The sequence below is a fragment of the Ralstonia sp. R-29 genome, assembly GCF_049913345.1.
Lineage (GTDB): Bacteria > Pseudomonadota > Gammaproteobacteria > Burkholderiales > Burkholderiaceae > Ralstonia.
In genome coordinates this window covers 44,296-61,860 of the sequence record NZ_CP184379.1, presented here as the reverse complement: position 1 = coordinate 61,860, position 17,565 = coordinate 44,296, and the positions used below count along the sequence as shown (strand labels likewise).

Annotated in this window: 15 protein-coding genes and 1 pseudogene; 9 read left to right on the top strand and 7 right to left on the bottom strand. The window is 63.1% G+C overall.

Features of this window, described 5'->3' with window-relative positions:
* The first annotated feature begins 22 nt into the window (after positions 1-22).
* Positions 23-1,597 (top strand): IS66 family transposase, encoded by a 1,575-nt coding sequence (gene tnpC / locus ACN9M1_RS26550; RefSeq protein WP_426398811.1) that lies wholly within the window; start codon positions 23-25, stop codon positions 1,595-1,597.
* A gap of 26 nt (positions 1,598-1,623) precedes the next feature.
* On the opposite strand, the pseudogene ACN9M1_RS26545 reads toward tnpC, so the two are convergent.
* The 3 genes and pseudogenes from ACN9M1_RS26545 to tnpA all read right to left on the bottom strand — a co-directional run.
* Positions 1,624-2,358: pseudogene (locus ACN9M1_RS26545) on the bottom strand (transposase); the annotation flags it as partial.
* A gap of 32 nt (positions 2,359-2,390) precedes the next feature.
* Positions 2,391-2,744, bottom strand: coding sequence for an IS66 family insertion sequence element accessory protein TnpB (gene tnpB, locus ACN9M1_RS26540; RefSeq protein ID WP_426400895.1), 354 nt, complete (start codon positions 2,742-2,744; stop codon positions 2,391-2,393).
* Positions 2,741-3,160 carry an IS66-like element accessory protein TnpA gene (gene tnpA, locus ACN9M1_RS26535; protein ID WP_426400894.1) on the bottom strand — a complete coding sequence of 140 codons (420 nt, stop codon included), beginning with the start codon at positions 3,158-3,160 and terminating at the stop codon, positions 2,741-2,743. The genes tnpB and tnpA overlap by 4 nt, the downstream gene beginning before the upstream one ends.
* Positions 3,161-3,655: 495 nt before the next feature.
* Between tnpA and ACN9M1_RS26530 the strand changes: the two genes are divergently transcribed.
* A complete protein-coding gene (locus ACN9M1_RS26530; protein ID WP_426400893.1) occupies positions 3,656-4,402 on the top strand; it encodes an alpha/beta fold hydrolase in 747 nt (248 codons plus the stop codon).
* Positions 4,403-4,571: 169 nt separating this feature from the next.
* Positions 4,572-4,859: an H-NS family nucleoid-associated regulatory protein gene (locus ACN9M1_RS26525; protein WP_426400892.1), complete on the top strand. Its 288-nt coding sequence runs from the start codon at positions 4,572-4,574 to the stop codon at positions 4,857-4,859.
* 249 nt (positions 4,860-5,108) lie between these two features.
* Here the strand turns inward: ACN9M1_RS26525 and ACN9M1_RS26520 are convergent, their stop codons facing one another.
* Complete coding sequence (locus ACN9M1_RS26520) at positions 5,109-6,260, bottom strand: hypothetical protein (RefSeq protein WP_426400891.1); 1,152 nt, start codon at positions 6,258-6,260, stop codon at positions 5,109-5,111.
* Positions 6,261-6,938: 678 nt separating this feature from the next.
* Here ACN9M1_RS26520 and ACN9M1_RS26515 point away from each other — a divergent pair.
* Positions 6,939-7,802, top strand: coding sequence for an N-6 DNA methylase (locus tag ACN9M1_RS26515; protein WP_426400890.1), 864 nt, complete (start codon positions 6,939-6,941; stop codon positions 7,800-7,802).
* A gap of 81 nt (positions 7,803-7,883) precedes the next feature.
* Here the strand turns inward: ACN9M1_RS26515 and ACN9M1_RS26510 are convergent, their stop codons facing one another.
* Positions 7,884-8,057 (bottom strand): hypothetical protein, encoded by a 174-nt coding sequence (locus ACN9M1_RS26510; protein WP_426400952.1) that lies wholly within the window; start codon positions 8,055-8,057, stop codon positions 7,884-7,886.
* On the opposite strand from ACN9M1_RS26510, the gene ACN9M1_RS26505 reads away from it, so the two are divergent.
* A complete protein-coding gene (locus tag ACN9M1_RS26505; RefSeq protein WP_426400940.1) occupies positions 8,056-8,796 on the top strand; it encodes a response regulator transcription factor in 741 nt (246 codons plus the stop codon). The genes ACN9M1_RS26510 and ACN9M1_RS26505 overlap by 2 nt on opposite strands.
* A 52-nt stretch (positions 8,797-8,848) precedes the next feature.
* On the opposite strand, the gene ACN9M1_RS26500 is transcribed toward ACN9M1_RS26505, so the two are convergent.
* On the bottom strand, positions 8,849-9,079 hold the full coding sequence (locus tag ACN9M1_RS26500) for a hypothetical protein (protein WP_426400889.1): 231 nt from the start codon (positions 9,077-9,079) through the stop codon (positions 8,849-8,851).
* Between the two features lie 709 nt (positions 9,080-9,788).
* Here ACN9M1_RS26500 and ACN9M1_RS26495 point away from each other — a divergent pair.
* Together ACN9M1_RS26495 and ACN9M1_RS26490 are read left to right on the top strand one after the other, a co-directional pair.
* Complete coding sequence (locus tag ACN9M1_RS26495) at positions 9,789-11,675, top strand: ParB/RepB/Spo0J family partition protein (protein ID WP_426400888.1); 1,887 nt, start codon at positions 9,789-9,791, stop codon at positions 11,673-11,675.
* Positions 11,676-12,247: 572 nt separating this feature from the next.
* A complete protein-coding gene (locus tag ACN9M1_RS26490) occupies positions 12,248-12,868 on the top strand; it encodes a hypothetical protein (protein ID WP_426400886.1) in 621 nt (206 codons plus the stop codon).
* Positions 12,869-13,179: 311 nt separating this feature from the next.
* Here the strand turns inward: ACN9M1_RS26490 and ACN9M1_RS26485 are convergent, their stop codons facing one another.
* The gene (locus tag ACN9M1_RS26485; RefSeq protein ID WP_426400885.1) at positions 13,180-13,734 is read right to left on the bottom strand and encodes a hypothetical protein; all 555 of its coding nucleotides are present in this window, start codon (positions 13,732-13,734) and stop codon (positions 13,180-13,182) included.
* Between the two features lie 310 nt (positions 13,735-14,044).
* On the opposite strand from ACN9M1_RS26485, the gene ACN9M1_RS26480 reads away from it, so the two are divergent.
* Both ACN9M1_RS26480 and ACN9M1_RS26475 read left to right on the top strand, forming a co-directional pair.
* Positions 14,045-14,404, top strand: a complete 360-nt coding sequence (locus ACN9M1_RS26480; protein WP_426400884.1) for a plasmid mobilization protein — start codon at positions 14,045-14,047, stop codon at positions 14,402-14,404.
* A 10-nt stretch (positions 14,405-14,414) separates the two neighbouring features.
* Positions 14,415-17,534 carry an LPD7 domain-containing protein gene (locus ACN9M1_RS26475; protein ID WP_426400883.1) on the top strand — a complete coding sequence of 1,040 codons (3,120 nt, stop codon included), beginning with the start codon at positions 14,415-14,417 and terminating at the stop codon, positions 17,532-17,534.
* Positions 17,535-17,565 lie beyond the last annotated feature (31 nt).

The following is a 17,565-nucleotide window of genomic DNA, read 5'->3' as shown; positions in this document are numbered from 1 at the left end:
GGGTATGTCGGTCCAAGCCGACATGCCCATCAACGTCACGATCGCCGCCGAGGAACTCCAGGAACTGCTGGCTGCGCGCGAGGCGCTTGGCCAGCTCCAGCGGGATCACGATGTGCTGCGTGGCGAGCTGCGCTTGGCAAAGGCCGAACGCGATCTGGCCGAGGAACGGTTGCGTGCCTATCGCCGCGAACTGTTCGGCGCGACCAGCGAGGCCCGCGATGCAGGCCAGCTCGGTCTGTTCAACGAAGCCGAAGCACTGACGGCCAGCGCGCAACCCGCACAGGAGGATGTCCCCGGCACGAAGGTCGCCGCGCACACGCGCAAGAAGCGCGGGCGCAAGCCGCTTGATCCCAATCTGCCTCGCGAAGTGGTGCGTCACGATCTGCCCGAGGCCGAGCGTTTCTGCGTCAACGATGGTCATGCGCTGGTCGAGATCGGCGTCGAAACCAGCGAGCAACTGGACGTGATTCCAGAACAGGTCCGCGTCATCCAGCACCAGCGCGTCAAGTACGCCTGCCCGTGTTGCGACCTGGGAATCAAGGTCACGCCGGCGCCGGCACGCATCATCCCTCGTGGGCTGTTCACCGAGTCAGCGCTGGCGTGGATCGCTACGGGCAAGTACCAGTTCGGCATGCCGCTGTACCGTCAGGCCGGCTTGCTGCGCCGCTTCGGCGGCGACATCTCGGCCAACACGATCGCCGCCAGCATGGTCCGCGTGGGCTTGGCGGTGCAGCCCGTGATCAACCTGCTGCGCGATACGCTGTTCGAGTCGGATCTGATCCATGGCGACGAGACGACATTCCAGGTCCTTAAGGAGCCAGGGCGCCGAGCGCAAGCCAAGAGCTATATCTGGGCGCAGATGAACGGATCGGGACCACCCGTGCGGCTGTTCAGTTACGCGCCGGGGCGCGGCGCTGCGCACGCCCGCGCGATCTACGCCGGAATCCGGCCGGGCACGGCATTGATCACCGACGGCTATGAACTCTACAACGGCCTGGCCGTCGACAACCAGCTCGTCCACTTGGGCTGCTGGGCTCACGCGCGCCGTGGCTTCATCAAGGCCGAGGAGGCGGTGCCGAAAGCCGCGCGCACGCCGCAGTTGACGGCTACGCGCTTCGTCAAGCTCATCGGTAGGTTGTTCGCTGCGGAATCGCGTTCGGCAGACTGGCCGGCGGCGCGCAGACAACGGCTGCGCCAGCGCTACAGCGCCCACGTCCTGCAGGCCATCGCAGCGTTGCTGCGCGAGCAGATGCCGGCCGTAGTGCCTGGCAGCTTGCTGGGCAAAGCCATGCAGTATCTCCACGGCCAGTGGCACAAGCTCGCCCGCTACGTCGAGGACGGTACATGGCCGATCTCCAACAATCCCTGCGAGAACGCGATCCGTCCGTTCGTGCTCGGAAGAAAGGGCTGGCTGTTTGCGACCACCGTGGCCGGCGCCAACGCAAGCGCCAATCTCTACTCGCTGGTCGAAACCTGTAAGGCCAACAGCCTCGATCCGTACCAGTATCTCGTCTGGCTGTTCAGGAAACTCCCGCTGGCGACAACCGTCGATGACTACGCCGCGCTCTTGCCGTGGGCCATGGCTGCGACACGCTGAGAGGCGTCGTTTAAAGACTGCTTACGGTTGATCAACGGTTGCACGGCCTGGCCCACCCGCACCACGCTGGCAGCCAAGGTGCCGCGCGAGAGGTCACCGCCGAAGCGGTGCAGCAGTGCCGCCTGGCGGTAAAGCGGCAGGCCGTCCTGGTACTTGGCCGTGATACACCAGGCCAGCGCCGATTCCGTCAACAGCCCCTTGGGGATGACACGCGCCGGTGCCGGCGTCGTCTTGATGCCACCATCGCAGCACGGGCAAGCGTATTTGACGCGCTGGTGCTGGAGCACACGGATCTGCTGCGGCACGATATCCAACTGCTCGCTGATCTCCACACCGATCTCGACCAGAGGTTGACCGTCGTACGGACAGACGCACTCCGACTCGGGCAGCTCGTGACGGACTTCGACGCGCGGCAGCGCCGGATCGAGCGGCTTGCGCCCGCGCTTCTTACGCGTGTGTGCAGGCACCTCAATCGCCGGCGTACCTTCCTCTTCCTGAGCCGGTGCAGCAGTGCCAGCGGCCAGCGCCTCGGCCTCATTGAGGAACAGATCCTTCTGCTCAGAACCACGCACCTCGCTCTTGGCGGCAAACAGCTGGCGCTGGAATGCCTTCAGTTGTTCCTTGAGCAGATCCCGCTCAACCGTCACCACACGCAACTCGCCGCTGGCCCGCTTGAGATCCCCACGCAGTGCGTCATGCTCAGCTCGACTGGCGAGCAGCGCTTCGTATTCCTCGGCGGTGATGGTGACGGTGGTCGGCATGACGAGTTAGACCGCCGCTACTTGTGCGGCGTTCACGCCGCCCGATGATACGCGCGCCGTGGATGCCGCTGCATCGCCTCAATGTCGATGCCCTGGAGCAACCAGTGCAGTTGCTCGACGCTCAGTGTCGCCACTGCCGCCTGGCGTGGCCACGCAAACCGGTCTTGCTCCAGGCGCTTGAACAGCAGCCAGAAACCGTTGCGGTCCCAGCCCAAGATCTTGATGCGATCGGCCCGCCGGTTGCGGAACACGTACACCGCAGCCGCAAACGGATCGAGCCCCATGGCCTGCTCGACCAACGCCGCCAGGCCGTTGATCGATTTGCGGAAGTCCACCGCGTCGCGGTGCAGGTACACCTGCAGCCCTTCGTCGAACCGGAACGTCATCTTGCTCCCAGTGCTTCGATCATCGCCTTGACTAGCGCTGCATCCAGCCCGCTGCATTCAAGTGCGACCGTCACCCCATTGGGCAACTGTGCCGTCAAACGTGCCGGACCCGCTATCAGGTTCGGCCCGGACGGTGTTGCTACCACGGGTATAAATGCAGACCGTACATCTGCTTCACGCCCGAGTGCAGCAAGTTCGTTGTCTCGTCTACGCTTGCGCCCACGCCCGTGAACCCATTTGTGCAATTGGTTCGCGTTGACGCCTGCCTTGAGCGCCATCCCCGAGAGCGATACCCCGGGCTGCCGACACGCTTCGATTAACCGGCGCTTGTCTTCCGCATCAAAGGTGCGCTTGCCGTTGTCCCCAACATGGGTCACCTTCAGCGGCAGGTAGCTCAGTTCATCTTCTGTAGTCATTATTGCGTCCGCAATTCCGGGTTGCGGACGCAACAATGACTGCTCTTGGTCTATCAGGATAGGACGACCATTCTCGAACGCTTACGGTCTTTGTAGCGTTTGTGGCCGCGAACGCGTGACTGCCGATGCGAGGCAGGGGTATCCAGCGCGGCCGTTCTCTGTTGCACCGTTCTGTTCCATCTTACGCCTGCTTGTGCGGCTTCTGCAGGCACTTGAGAGGCCATTGCGACCGACGCTCGAAAGGCGAGCAGCGGTGGTCCACCAGGCTGTGGACAGCCGCTAGCGCGGCCCGTGTGGATAGCCTGATGGACAACCCGATGGACAGGCTGCGCCTGCCCACAGGTTGCCCACGAGGCTACCCACACTTGCCCACAGCAGCACCAGTGTGCGAGCCAAAGTCACGAGCTATGTTTGATATTTTGAACCCCATTTTGAACCCCATTTTGAACCCCACCTGCGAGTGCTCGCGCCATTAAAAACGAGATGGGACATCAGATGAGTCAGAAGACCCCGGTCACGCTGGTGCTGCTTCCAGGCATGGATGGGACCGGCCGACTGTTTCAGCCGCTGCTCGCCGAAATGAACAAGGGCATCGAGCCAAAGGTCATCACGTATCCGGAGTCGGAGCCCCTTACCTACGAAGCGTTGCTTCCTCGGATTCAGGCCGCGGTCCAGGCTATCGACGGACCCTATGTCGTGCTCGGTGAGTCGTTCTCCGGGCCGTTGGCAATCGAAATCGCAGCCAGTCGTCCTCTCGGCATGCGAGGCTTGATCCTGTGCTGTACCTTCGCGCGTAACCCGCACCCACGGATGCGTCCACTCCGATCCGCACTCAACCTACTGCCGTTCAACGTCGCCATCGCAAGCATCGGCAGCCGGCTCCTGTTTGGCCGATTCTTTACCCAGCCCTTGCATCGCATGTTCCAGCAAGCCGTGGCCACGGTGACGCCGGCAGTCTTTCGCGTGCGACTGCGATCCGTGCTCGAAGTGGATGTCACCGACAACCTTGCAGCGGTGCAGGTGCCGCTCCTTTATCTACAAGGAGCGCAAGACAACGTCGTACCGCGTTCCGCAGCTGCGCTCATTCAGCAGATTCGATCGGACACGCAACTTGTCGAGATGGATGCACCGCATTGCCTCCTGCAGGCCGTGCCACGGGATGCGGCCCGTGTGATTGCGGACTTTGTCGCGTCGACGGCTGATCGTCTCGCAACTTCGCCAATGAGGTCGGCGCGTTCGTGATCGTGACCCGCTCTCGTCCAGAGCATCACCAGTGGGCGAACCCACATCACAATGCGCGCTTAATATCTCGACCCCACCTGGGATCGCCCGCGCCAGAGTAATCTCAGTGGGCCCGCACGGACCTTGCGCAGCGATGATCCGTGGTCATCCTCTCTGAACGTCATCTCCCATGCCGAACCGCGTCGCGCCCCCCATCAGTGAACCCAGCTCCACCGTGGCCCTGCGGCGCCGTGCCGAGGCGGTCACGTGGGTCCGTCTGCAGATTGCGCGTTACGGGCTCTCGTATGCCGACCTGGCGGCGGCAGGCGTGTTCCCATCGCGGCAGCGCAAGCGGCAGAAGGCGCGCTACCGCAGTGCGGATGGCCAGACCTGGGACGGGGAGGGCGAGATGCCCGACTGGCTGCAGCGCGCCGTCAATGCTGGCCAGAGTGCGGAGCATTTCCGAGTCGATAGTTGAGTCATCTGCCGGGCGCAGGACGCCCACCTCCAACCGTCGTTGCAATGGCGCAGACCTGTTTGAGGCAACGCCTCTTTTTCTGGTTCGTCGCCCTAGGAAAGCTACCCGCCAGCGGATGCTCATCGCAGCGACGCATAGGGCATTGATGCGACGAACTTCAGTGTAGGGGCCGCACAAATCAAAAGCATGCGCCTTTTCTTTGATGGCACTTTACGCAGGCAGTAGTCTTGGCTCGAACTCGGAGGCCGACTATACAGCCTTGAGATATGCCGCAAAGCTGTCGAATCCCGATACAACGTCACAGGAACAGAACTTTGCGAGGCCGATTTTCGGTTCGCCGAGCAGATTTGCGAGAGCCCTGTCTGTGAAAAGAGCGTGCGCGCTGGGGAGTGCGACTTGTGCTGTGATGAAATCTGCTATATCACCCTTGCGAAATTTTCGATTCTCGATGTATCGAACGGTCGCATGAAGATTCGCTTGGATCCGAGCAGTTACAAGATGCCTACTATTCGGCTGCTCACTCCAGTGAATCATCGCCATTAGTGCTTGTGCCTTCTCCGGACGAAACCCGCCAATGGGAGGCCCGACGGGCACATGAAAGCTCATGATTCCTGTCAATTCCACGAGAAGCGCATCGGGAAAGGTCTTTAGCTCGTGCTGGTAGGCGATCATGCCGGCATTCATTTCGTCAATTCCTGCAGTGTTGTCCCATCGCGACTGAATTGACGTACAGGCCATTTCAAGGTGCGCCGCCGTCGGCAAAGCATATAGGATGTCGAGCGATGCTTTTTTGAATGCGAGCTCTTCCGGCGGTGGCAACAGTTTCGGAATGTTCAATTCCAACTTGCCTGTGATTTCCATCGGATGGCAGAACCTTTCTGGTTCTGCGTTGGCGTCGCGCGTTTCCTTTCGATTGAACAGCGCTAGCTCTTGATCTATGACTTCGTTCGGCGGCTGGCAGCCGACGTTCATGGAAAACCTTTCAACGAGCTCCGCGAGTGTCGAAATCGAAGCCGGATCTTCCATTGACTGCAGCTCAAACAGAGTCGTGGGTCCGATGGGAAACACACAATTATCCCGGACACGATCAGTGTTCATCGTCTGAGCGAAATTGACCATTGCCTCGTTGAGGTTCGCTTTCCCGCGCGCATAGTCACTGAGGCACTTCCAAGCGTTGGTGTCGAGATAAATGATGCGTTTGGACTGAATGCGGTCGCGAAGTTTACGTCGCAGCTCTTGTCGATATTCGTCCAATGACCCCGTCGGATTCGCACGGTGAAATGCAAACCGCTCAGAAGTCGGAACCTTGTTGCTTGAGAGGTATTTATCGAGTGAATTGGTGGCTTGCTTCATTTTTTTGCCCTCGTTTGCCGTGCAGCAGATGACTTGTGTGATGTGCATACGTGCTCGATCGGGATCCACCATCTTACAGAAGCGATACGTGGTCGGATGTCTTCAACGGTGACTCTGCGGCACTGGACCACTGTGCAAATCTGCGATGAATCTTTCTATTTCGCACCATCACGCCTTGGCGAGGGCGGCCGCGGCGTCGTGCCCATGAGATCCAAGTGCGGGCCGGGGGCCCGTGAATGACAAGCGGCCTGCACCGCCCGCGCCCGGGCCAGCCCCGCGCCAGCGCTGCGCACTGTCACGCGCCTGGCTAATCCGGTCACATGCGGCGCAGACCGCAGGCGGCGCCGACGCAGCCTTCACGCCAGCGCCAAGGCGCTGTCATGCCGGCCGCCTGATGCCGGCACCGCCAACGGCACAGCGACACGGCTGGCCACCACGTCGCACATCCGCACACAACCCCCGTCACACGGTGAGGGGGCCTTGTGTGGGGATGCTTGATGCGACGCGGCGACCAGCCGTGTTGCTCGCTGCTCGAACCCCACCCCACCCCATCCCAACCCTTGCCCGTGAGGGCAAGGGCTCTCCCCACCCCCCGCCCGCCCCAGGGCGGGAGCGAGGGAAACCGAGCGAGAGGATCGCTCGTAAGTGCCTCTCCGAAAGAAAAAAGCCCCGAGGCGGATCACTCCCCGGGGCTTCTTGACCACTTCTCACGGAGGCTCGTGAACTATGGCTAAGCCCAAGTTTAATCATCTGGACGCACACCAGCAGGCGCTGGTGAAATTAATTGAGCAATGCGCACGCCGGCATCGCCGGCATGAGGTGTTCCGCGATTTCTGCGAACTCGCGGCGCTGTCCCTCAGCAACCGCGTTGACTTGCTGCAGTACGAGGCACGCGAGGCGCGCTACCTGGAAATCGTGAAGCGCTACGAGCGCGAGGAAGTGGAGTGCTTCCCGCGCATGCTGGGCTGTCTGGTTGAATCGCTGGAGGGCGGCCACAAGGATGCGCTCGGTCCGATCTTCGAATCGCTGCAGTTGGCCGACCACTGGAAGGGCCAGTTCTTCACGCCGTTCGAGGTGTCGCGGCTGATGGCCAAGATTCTCATGTCCGGCGCGCCGGCCGAGATCGAGCGCAACGGCTTCCTGTCGCTGACGGAGCCGGCCGCCGGCGCCGGCGGCATGGTGATCGCTGCCGCGTCCGCGCTGCTCGACGACGGCATCAACTATCAGCAGACCATGCACGCCACGTTGATTGATATCGACGCGACTGCCTGCCATATGGCCTACGTGCAGCTGTCGCTGCTGCATGTCCCGGCCATCGTGATCCACGGCAATGCGCTGGCGCCCGATTCGGTCTGGGGGCATTGGGTGACGCCGGCCCACGTGATGGGCCTGTGGGACATGCGTTTGCGTCGCCGGGATCGTGAAGAGGCGGCGCGGGAAGAAGTCGACCAGGAAGAGGGTGCAGGTCAGACCGTTAGCGCTACTGCACCCGCCGTCGCGCCGGCGTCCGATCCGCTCGCACAACATCGTGCGGCGATCGTGACGCGCCGCATCGCGCAGAGCGAGCAGCTCGATTTGTTCGGCACCTGATCGGAGCGATAGCCAAGCTGCCCGCAATGCAGGCGGGCAGCTGTCTCGCCGGCGCGTGCACGGAGGAGCCGCCTAAATATTTCAAATTGATGTCAAGAGCATGACAACTTCGCTGATCGTGCGATAAATCGCGATCCCTTCGAAATATCCCCCAATGGAGGGGTGTGTGAAGGAATTGTGAAAGCTATGCTCGCGTAAAACACAACAAGCGGTGGCTTGCGTATTGACCGGCACCGCATCAATCGGGTCCATCATGAAATTCGCCATCCTCACTAGCAATCCTTCGAGCTTTGCGTACGTGGAGGCTTGCCTGCCAGCGGACGTGACGTGCGTGCGATTTGACGACGCATTGGCGCTGTTGCGCGCCCGGCGCACCGAGGCCTTCGACTTGCTGATGATCGATGCCCAGCTGTTCAGCACGGCCGGCCAGCTGGTTCTGTCCTGGCGTGACTGCAATGCCGACTTGCGCTGGCCAACGCTGGTGTTCGGCACCTTCACCGAACGCGCGGAAATGTTGCGTGTTTTTGACAGCGCTGTCGAAGACGTGATCACCGGCTACTTCACCGCCGAGGAGTTGACTGCCCGCGTTCAGCGCGTTCTGCGCAGCGCGGAACGCGGGACGGAGCAGACCGAGTCCGGCACCCGTACCGCGGTCGGGCCGTACAGTCTGTGTCGGCTCACTCGGACGGTAACGTTGCACGGCATGCCCGTCCGGTTGACGGCCCGGGAGTTTGCAACGGCCTGGTTGTTGTTCTCATCGCAGGGCGCGTTCCTATCACGCCAGCAGATCGCATCTGCAGTGTGGGGAACGTGTGCCAGCGTTGCCGAGCGCTCGATCGAGCAGCACGTCTACATGCTGCGCAAGAAGCTGTGCTTCGGAGAGGCCAACGGGGTGGAGCTCAAGACGGTCTATTCGCGCGGCTACCAACTGGCCGTGCATGAGCCCGTCACCCACGCGACGAAGACAGCACCTGTACTGCTGCTGGCGGCTTGAGGGTAGCCTTTCGTGCGTGCCGCAGCGCGTTCCGAGGTGACCGGCGTGCGGCTCAGCCGGCCTTGTCTGCGACCGCCGCCTCCATGTTGAAATGCACCGCAGCGTAGTGCGCGTTGCAATCCCATACCTTGACGCCATCGCGATAGAAGGTGCACCACCGGCCATCGCTCACGCACAGCGCCTCCGGATACACGCTGCTGTGTCCGCTCTCTTGGGCGTTGAATAGATCCGCCTCGCGGCACGTGGCGCGATAGGTGCCGGCGGCAAGTGGAGGCGGGAGCACGGGTTTCCGCCTCACCATGAACTGCTCTCCTGGTACATCTGTTTCCAAATACGCAAGTTGATATGGCGCTGACGATATCACGCGTATCGGACCGGGTGTCTGCTTGTCCCGCGTCGCTGAGGGGATCGGGCGGAGGGCAAGCCAAGGCCCGGCCCGCTGTGGGGAAGCAGCCGCTAATTCGTGACTGGTGCGAGGCCCACCGCAGAAAAAAAGCCCAAGCAAGTGCTTGGGCTTGAAGTCCACCAAGGAGGGTGGAGGAGACGTACGCATTATCCGTGGATTTTGCTGCACTGCACTTTCACTTTTCCTCACGGCCCCCCCTGTCGTTGTTTCCCCTCCACGCAGCCTGGCCGACCTGGCCGGCTGTTCTGCGCTTGTTCGGATTCCAGTGCGGGCCAGGGCCCGCAATAGGCGCTCGCCGCGCGGCGTTGGCCAGCGGTGACGGCGTGCCACGCGCGCCATTCTCCCGAGCCCCTCGCCCTTATCCGGGACCGTAGTCAACGCCGGTCAGGCGGCCAAGGGTTCGCAAGCCGCGCAAAGCGCGCCCTTGGCCGCCTGGCCGGCGCCGCCTCCTTTAGTCCCAGGGCGAGGAACTCAGGAGAACGGCGGCAAGGCTAGACAGGCCACCGCACCGCCTGGCCAACCTGCCCACGAGGGGGCTCCGAATCTAGGAGCCCGGTAGCACGACAACCCCTTTTGGAATCCCATCATGCAAGAACATGTGAACACCGTACCGCTGTCCCGACTGGTCGAATCAGAGGCCAACGTCCGTAAAGGCGCACTCGATGCGAACAAGGTCGCCAGCCTTGCCGCCACCATCGCGGCCCATGGCCTGCTGTACCCGCTACTCGTGACCGAGGTGAAGCCCAAGGGCAAAAGCAAGCAGGCGACATACGCTGTAGCCGCAGGGCGTCGCCGTTTCGCCGCGCTGCGGCTGCTGCGCGACGAAGGCAAGATCGACGCGGACTACGCCGTGACCGTGCGCATCGTGGCCGATGAAAACGCCATCGAACTGTCAGCGGTCGAGAACACGCACCAGCCCATGCATCCCGCCGACGAATACGAAGCCTTCCGCCGCATGGTGGACGAGGGTGCCGGTGTGGAAACCGTGGCCGCGCACTTCGGCGTCTCGGTCGCCGTGGTGCAACGCCGCTTGAAACTCGCCAACGTTGCACCCAGCCTCATCACGCTCTACCGCGAGGGTGTCATGTCGTTGGAACAGTTGATGGCGTTGACGGTGAGCGACGACCGTGCGGCACAAGAGCAAGTCTGGCACTGCACTCCAGCCTACCAGCGTGCGCCTGCGGCGTTGCGCCGTGCCCTGCTTGGCGAAGCGTCCATCGCCTCCGACTCGACGGTGGCTGAATTCGTCGGGCGCGATGTCTATCTCGCCGCAGGTGGGCGCGAACAGGTTGATCTGTTCGCTGAACACGGTGCGTACTGGGCGGACGGTGCCTTGGCTCACCAGTTGGCGGAAGAACGACTGGCACAGCAAGCGGAGACGATCCGTGCGGAAGAGGGCTGGGCCTGGGCCGTGGCACTGGTGCAGCCGGACTACGCGACCGTCAACGCCTACGGTCGTGCGCCGAGGACATGGCGGGAGGCGACCGAGGATGAGCAGGCTGCGATGGATGCCTTGGACCAGCGCCAAGAGGCCATCGAAGCGCAGATGGAGACGCTGGAGTTGTCCGAAGACGAGGGGGCGGACGAAGCCTATCAGCGCTTGTCGGATGAACTGGAGGGCATCTACACGGAGCGCAACGAGCGCGAAGCCGCGTTGGAGACGGTCGCGGACAAGACCCATGCCGGCGTCATCGTTGCACTGCGCGACCAAGGCGTGGAGGTGATCCGAGGCGCGATCCGCCCGGAAGACCGCAAGGCTGCTGCCAAGGCCGCGCGCGCACGGGTGCGCGGTGCAGCAGCCCTGTCTGAAGAGGGCAATGCCAATCGCCTGCCCGCGATGCCCGAGAAACTGGTGCGCGCGTTGACCGCGCAGCGCACGGCTGCCTTGCAAGCCATGTTGATGGAGAACCACCACGTGGCGCTGGCCGCGCTGGCCTTCACGCTGGTGACCGATCTGGCCCCCGAGGTGTATTACCGCTGCAAGAGCGGCGTCGAGGTGTCTGCCAAAAGCGTGGCGTACTCCATGCATGCCGCCGATCCGAGCGTGGAGCAGTCGCGCGCGTGGCAACAAATCGATGCGGCGCGGGCCGCGTGGAGCGAGCGCTTGCCGGGCGAACCGGACGCGCTGTGGGAGCACCTCTTGAGCATGCCGCAGGAAGAGTTGATCGCGCTGCTGGCCCACTGCACGGCGCTCACCGTCGATGGAATCCAATCCCGCTGTGGCGAGCATTGCACCGATGCGCTCGCACGCGCCGTCAATCTCGACATGGCGGACTGGTGGAGCGCGACGCCCGATGGCTACTTGTGCCAGGTGCGCAAGACCGATGTGCTGCAAGCGGTCAGTGAAGCGGTTTCGCCAGCGGAAGCCGTGCCGCTCGCGTCGATGAAGAAAGGGCCGATGGTGGAGGCAGCAGGGCGCTTGCTGGAGGGCAAGCGCTGGGTGCCGCCGCTACTGCGCCAGCAAGCCGCCTAAAAAAATACCCCAGCGAAAGAGCCGGGGTGAGATATGAGTTGCGAGCGGGTGAGTCGCCCGCTCGCAGGCAGCAGTGTAGTGGCCCACGCTGTTGCCCGCAATGCCTTCTTCCTGCGGCGGGCTGTATGCCCGCCGTCTTGTCAGCCGATTGGCCTGCGCCTCTGCGCTGTGTCGTGTCGCGCATCCCACCGCTTACGTGGATTCCAGTGCGGGCCAAGGCCCGCAATAGGCGCTCGCCGCGCGGCGTCTGCCAGTGGTGTCGCCGGGCACTACCGCCGTTCCCCTGAGTTCCCCGCCCTGTTGTGGACGGTAGTCGACGCTTGCCACGCTGCAAGGGTTCGCTTCGCCGCGTACTCGCCCGTTCGGTGCTCGCCCCAAGGGGCTGCGCTCCGCATGCGGCCTCCGTGCGCGCCCTTGCAGCGTGGCAAGCGTCGCCTCCTTTGTCCACAGGGCGAGGAACTCAGGGGAACGGCGGCAGCGCTGACAGGCCGCAACACCACCTGACAAACCTGCCCTGGAGAGGGCTCCAAATCTAGGGGCCCGGTAGCTAACAAACCATATGAGTACGAACCATGAGTCAACATTATTTTGAAACGACTTACCTGAATCGCCCCGTGCGCGTGATGCTCGGCTGGGATCGCCCCGTGCAGCAGTATCTGCTGACGGTCGAGTATCTGGACGCCGACCGCTACGTCTACACGAACCTGCAGGAGCGCAAGCCGTATGCGTTCGATCTGGACGATTACCGGAGCAAATTGGAGGCGCTGGGGATCAACGTTCCGGCCTCCATGTTCGCGCAGGCGCAGAAGGACCGCGCAGGCAACATGGGCGAGCGCTACGTCTATCACAAGGCGGACGGCACCTATACCGAGCACTTTTTAGGTGCGGCCCCCGCAGGTGTCGAGCAGCGCCGTGGCTTGCCCTTCAAGCTGGGCGACGTGGCGATGACCACAGGATGCTATGACTTCATGAAGGAGCGTGGCCTGTTGCCGGTCGTGCCCGCCATGCTGGTTGCGCGCCACGCCATGGGCGACTGGGGCGACATGTGCGAAGAGGATTGCAACAGCAACGCCCGCGCGCTGGAAGAGGGCGGACGCCTCATGTCGAGCTACATGGTCGGCAGCCGTAAGGTCTGGGTCATCACCGAGGCTGACCGCAGCGTGACGACGTTGCTGTTCCCGGACGAGTACTAAGCTGGACGGGGCGCGAACGTCGCGCCCCTAGGGCGGGCATGGCCCGCCCACCCTCGCAGCATGACGGCACTGCCCAGCCTGCCGTAAGCAGTTTGCCCTCAATGGCGAACGGGCTTGCAGAGAAGCGCGGTTGCACAGTGGTCACGCATAAATTGGGCGCTGCCGGTGATACCCGCTACTCGGTCCCGCGAGCCGCGCTGGCCGCGCGACAACCGCCCGGAAGGTAACCAGCGCTCCCATGTCCCCCAATGGGGGTCCCCTGTGCCCTTCGATCCGGGCGCGGACACTCCTCACGCTGGCCGCCTTCCCTTCTATCCGCTCGCAGCAGTCGGCCCGGCCCCGCCAGCAGCGGCCTGTTCGCGTGCCAAGCGCTTGCGTTCTTCCTGTTTGCGAAGCAATTCGGCCAGCGGATTCGGTGGATCTACCTGGAACTGGCGGGCGTACAGGTCGAGGATGGCTCGCTTGTTCAGCTTGGGATTTTCCTTGGCCAACTGCTCAGTGGTCTTGTAGGCCTCAATCCCTTCTGTTGCCGGTCGCTCAGGTTCGATGGACGCTTGGGTGCCTGTTGATCTTGGTGCGACTGCCGTTGCTACTGGTCGGCCGGTGTCTTTGCTCGCAGTGCCGTCGGCATGCTTGACGACGAAGGCGGCCAATGTGGATAGGCCAACGGTCAGGCCGTTCGTGGCGAGGTACTCGCGGATTTGCGCGATGGAGCATCCCGCCGTGCGCAACGTGCGGATATCCGCGAGCCACGGAAGCAGCTTTGAGCGTCGCGCCGCAGGCTTGATGCCCTCAAGAAACTCAGTTGGTGTCACTCTGATCTCTCTCCGGTCAATTCCTGTGAATTCTATCAGCGTATGCGGCACATTCCTGTAGAACTCCGGTCTAGTCTTGCGGATTCTGAAGGGCGCCGCTTTATTCCCGGACTGTCTCCGGTCTAGTCTTATCTATTCTTATAAACTACGGTTCCGGCCTACTGAAAGTAGGCACGTCGGATATGTTTACGCGATGCTCCGCATCCCGTAAAATATCCCCGTGCCAAAGGGGCTCGCCCCTTTGAAACCCCCGCGGTCAAGGCCGCGTGGAACCCGCCTGCAGACGGCACTCCGCGCCTCCGTTGATGCGTTGCGCGACGCGTCTCTGTTCTGCCCGCCACCCCAACAAGAAGGCCCAGCGATGCCCAAACCGAAGACCGAAGGCGGCCTGTCCAAGCCGATGAGCTTCCGGCTCTCGGAAGCCGACCGTGAGGCCTATCTGGCCAAGGTGGCGGCCTCTGGTCTCACCCCTTCGGAGTTCTTCCGCCAGGCTGTGCTCACCAACCGCACGCAGGTGGTCGCCCGCCTGAAGGCCACCCCGCACCGGGAACGTTTGTTGTTCATCTTCAGCAAGACAAGCCGCGACATCGAGCAGCTCGCACGCCAAGCCTGCGCCGACCACGAGCGCGGCACCCTGTCCGAGGAAGCCTACATGCAGATGCTCGACCGCCTGCAGTACATCGGGCGGTATCTGAAGGCTACGCTGGCCAACGTGGACTGAGCGCCGGACCATGCTGATCCGTGTTCGCGGCAACAACGATGGCGTCAAGGAATACCTGGAGAAGGGGCAGAAGCAGGACCGCGAGTTCGGCCGCGACGAGATGGACGAGCGCGTCGTTCTCGCCGGCGACCTGGATCTGACCGATGCGCTGATCCAAACGATCGCCACCGACGCCGAGCGCTACCTGCACATCACGCTGGCCTTCAAGGAAGACGAGTTGTCGCGCGAGGTGCTGGCCGACATCACCCGCGACTTTGAGGCCTTCATGTTCGCGGCGTACCGGCCGGACGAATACAACTTCTACGCGGAAGCGCACGTGCCGCGCCTCAAAAGCTATCCCGATCGCAAAACGGGCGAGCTGGTGGAGCGCAAGGTGCACGTTCACATCGTAGTGCCATCGCTGAATCGACTGACGGGCCGGCGCCTTGACCCCTTCGGCAAGGTCGAGCAGCAGACCCGCTTCCTGGAGGCCTTCCAGGAACACGTCAATGCCAAGTACGGCTTGGCCAGCCCCCGCGACAACCGGCGCGTGGCCTTCACCGATTCGTCGGGGATGATCAGCCGATACAAGGGCGATGCGTTCGACGGGTCGAACCGCGAGCTGCGCTCATCGATCCTGGACGCCATGCTGGCGCGGGACATCACACGTTACGAAGACTTCCGCTCGCTACTGGCCGAGTTCGGCGAGGTCCGCACACGCAACGCGGGCCGTGGCAACGAATACGAGAACGTGAAGCCGCCTGGCGCAGCCAAGGGCGTCAACCTCAAGGAATATGTGTTCTCGCGCGAATTCGTTGAGCTGAGTGCGGCGGACAAGCGGGCGGCGATGGAGGCCCGGGCGCATGCGGAATATGTCACGCCTGGCGAGTCACGCAGCACACCGACCGTGTTCCGGGAGGCGCTGGCCGAGTGGCACGCCGTGCGCGCACGTGAGGTCAAGTACCTCAACAGCGGCAGTCCGTTCTACAAGATTTACCGAGAAGCGCCGGCGGATGAGCAACGCACGCTGCTGGCCGAGCGCGAGTTTCAGTTCTATCAACCCTATGGAGGTTTGGATGGCAAAGCAATCGACAGCGGCGAGCGCAGCGGATACGGCGAGCGGGACGCCTGGCGATGGGCCGAACGAGTACGTGGACTCGGATGGGGTGATTCACACCCAACCGCCGACCGCGAACGGGGAGTCGAAGCGCAGTGGCAAGGCCAACGTGACCGGGGAATCGGGCACGGGCGTGGTGGCGTTGACGTTGATGCAGATCGACCCCACGCGGCGCCCGAATCCGCAGACCGTGTGCGAGGTCTGCCCTTCGGCGGTATGGATGGCCACCCCACGCGAGCTCAAGAGCTACTGCCGGCTGATCCACTACTGGAGCTGGGAGTCGAGCAAGCCGAACGAGCTGACGCATTGCGACGGGCTGGCGATTTCGCTGGAGCGGGAACAAGCGAACGAAGAAGCGTAAGTCTATCGGCCGAGGATCTAGCTTGGCGTTTTGTGGCAGCGCGGATGTATGACGCCTACCAAGCTGGCGACCCTGCAAGCCAAGCGCGCTTGCTTTCGGCCAGTGCTGCGAAGTTCACGCAGTACCAGTTTGCGCCACCACCAGGTGCAGCGGGCACACCAGCACCGTTTGGGCAGCGGCCTGGGCCGCGCAACCTGGCTGACATCCCGGGCTTCGATGCGATCGGCTCGATGCCGTTCGAGCGCGCGCACTCAGGTGCTGGAATAAATGCAATTAACAGCCAGCCCGGTAGGGCTGGCGCTCCCCCCGATCACTCGCAGTGTCCGCCGTCGTGGCCAGCGGCCGTCGGCGCTGGCGACATTGTGGTGCCGTTCAACAGCCGCGCGCGTCTGTCGACGGGACGCGAGGCGGATAGCGTGCTTGACCAACTGGCGCGGGATTTGTCCGAGCGGCGCGCCGCCGGCAGCGACAGCGAGCGGGCCGAATTTCGAGAGATCAAGGCGAACCTGGATGCGCAGCGGCTGTTGGATACGCTCTCACGCACGCATGGGCTGATCGTCGACAAGTACGCGATCACCAAGGGCGCTGATGGCGGGGATCGCATCCGTGCCGGCATGCGCAACTTGAACGTCTCGGATTTCCTGACCAAGGAATTGAATCTGTCCTGGGCAGATGCGGCGCAGCTGCTGCGCACAACCTATCGGGCGCAGACCGGCCGGGAGATTGAAGCGCCCTCACCACAGCGGCCGGAGCCGACGCCGGCGCTGTGGCGCGAGTTCATGCTTCAGCGTGCAGTCTTCGGCCACGCTGACCGTGCGGCGTGGGCGGCGCAGCTGCAGAGCGAGCGTGAACGGCGCGAGGCAATCCGGTCGGCGTTCCGTGCGGCACGCAGCGCTATCGGTGAAGATCCGAAGCTGTCGCGGGCACAGGTCAAGGCGGCATTGTCGATGGCGCGGATGACGCGCGTGGAACGGGAAACGGCGCTCAGCCGCGCGATCAATGCCGAGCGCGATACGCTGCGGGCGTCTCGGCCGTCGCACGAGGATCGCTACCTGGCGTATCTCGCCGCCCGTGGCCAGCGCGGCGATACCGCGGCGCTGTTCGAGCTGCAGCGGCTGCGCCCACAAGAGCCGACCGAAGATCCGCGCCGCCTCACGATCCGGCCGGCACGCCCGGTGCAGCCCAACGCCATCTTGTATGACGGCCCCGTCATCACGCACCAGGTGCAGCGCAACGGCGACGTCGAGTACCAGCGCAACGGTGCTGCGTTGCTCGTCGACCAGGGCAAGTCGGTGCGACTGTGGCAGAACGATCAGGACGCCATCGAAATCGCTCTACGCCTGGCGCAGCAGAAATTTGGGCCGGTGCTGGAACTGACGGGGCCGCTGGAATTCCAGATGGAAGCGGCACGCGTGGCCGCGGAGGCGCGGCTCAACGTTGAGTTTGCTGATGGCGTAATGAACCGTGTGTTCATTGAGCGACGGGACGCGCTGCAGGAACTTGCGGCGCGACAGGGACAGGAAGTGGCGCGGCCAGATGTGCGGCCTGGCCTCCCGTCCAAGAACGTGGAGTTTTTGCCGGGCACGCCGTTGCCGTCCGGGGAATCGGCCGGCACTCAGGATCGCGGCGTGCAGACTTTTGATCCTGAACCCGATGGCGACATCGAGCGGTAGCTTCTGGAGTCAGCACAATCTCTTGTGCCAC

Bases quoted from the DNA above. Each gene is read 5' to 3' on its own strand.
- ACN9M1_RS26505 (WP_426400940.1), top strand. From the start codon at position 8,056: ATGAAATTCGCCATCCTCACTAGCAATCCTTCGAGCTTTGCGTACGTG.
- tnpC (WP_426398811.1), top strand. From the start codon at position 23: ATGCCCATCAACGTCACGATCGCCGCCGAGGAACTCCAGGAACTGCTG.
- ACN9M1_RS26515 (WP_426400890.1), top strand. From the start codon at position 6,939: ATGGCTAAGCCCAAGTTTAATCATCTGGACGCACACCAGCAGGCGCTG.
- ACN9M1_RS26475 (WP_426400883.1), top strand. From the start codon at position 14,415: ATGCTGATCCGTGTTCGCGGCAACAACGATGGCGTCAAGGAATACCTG.
- ACN9M1_RS26490 (WP_426400886.1), top strand. From the start codon at position 12,248: ATGAGTCAACATTATTTTGAAACGACTTACCTGAATCGCCCCGTGCGC.
- tnpA (WP_426400894.1), bottom strand. From the start codon at position 3,160: ATGACTACAGAAGATGAACTGAGCTACCTGCCGCTGAAGGTGACCCAT.
- ACN9M1_RS26520 (WP_426400891.1), bottom strand. From the start codon at position 6,260: ATGCACATCACACAAGTCATCTGCTGCACGGCAAACGAGGGCAAAAAA.
- ACN9M1_RS26525 (WP_426400892.1), top strand. From the start codon at position 4,572: ATGCCGAACCGCGTCGCGCCCCCCATCAGTGAACCCAGCTCCACCGTG.
- ACN9M1_RS26480 (WP_426400884.1), top strand. From the start codon at position 14,045: ATGCCCAAACCGAAGACCGAAGGCGGCCTGTCCAAGCCGATGAGCTTC.
- tnpB (WP_426400895.1), bottom strand. From the start codon at position 2,744: ATGACGTTCCGGTTCGACGAAGGGCTGCAGGTGTACCTGCACCGCGAC.
- ACN9M1_RS26510 (WP_426400952.1), bottom strand. From the start codon at position 8,057: ATGATGGACCCGATTGATGCGGTGCCGGTCAATACGCAAGCCACCGCT.
- ACN9M1_RS26495 (WP_426400888.1), top strand. From the start codon at position 9,789: ATGCAAGAACATGTGAACACCGTACCGCTGTCCCGACTGGTCGAATCA.
- ACN9M1_RS26530 (WP_426400893.1), top strand. From the start codon at position 3,656: ATGAGTCAGAAGACCCCGGTCACGCTGGTGCTGCTTCCAGGCATGGAT.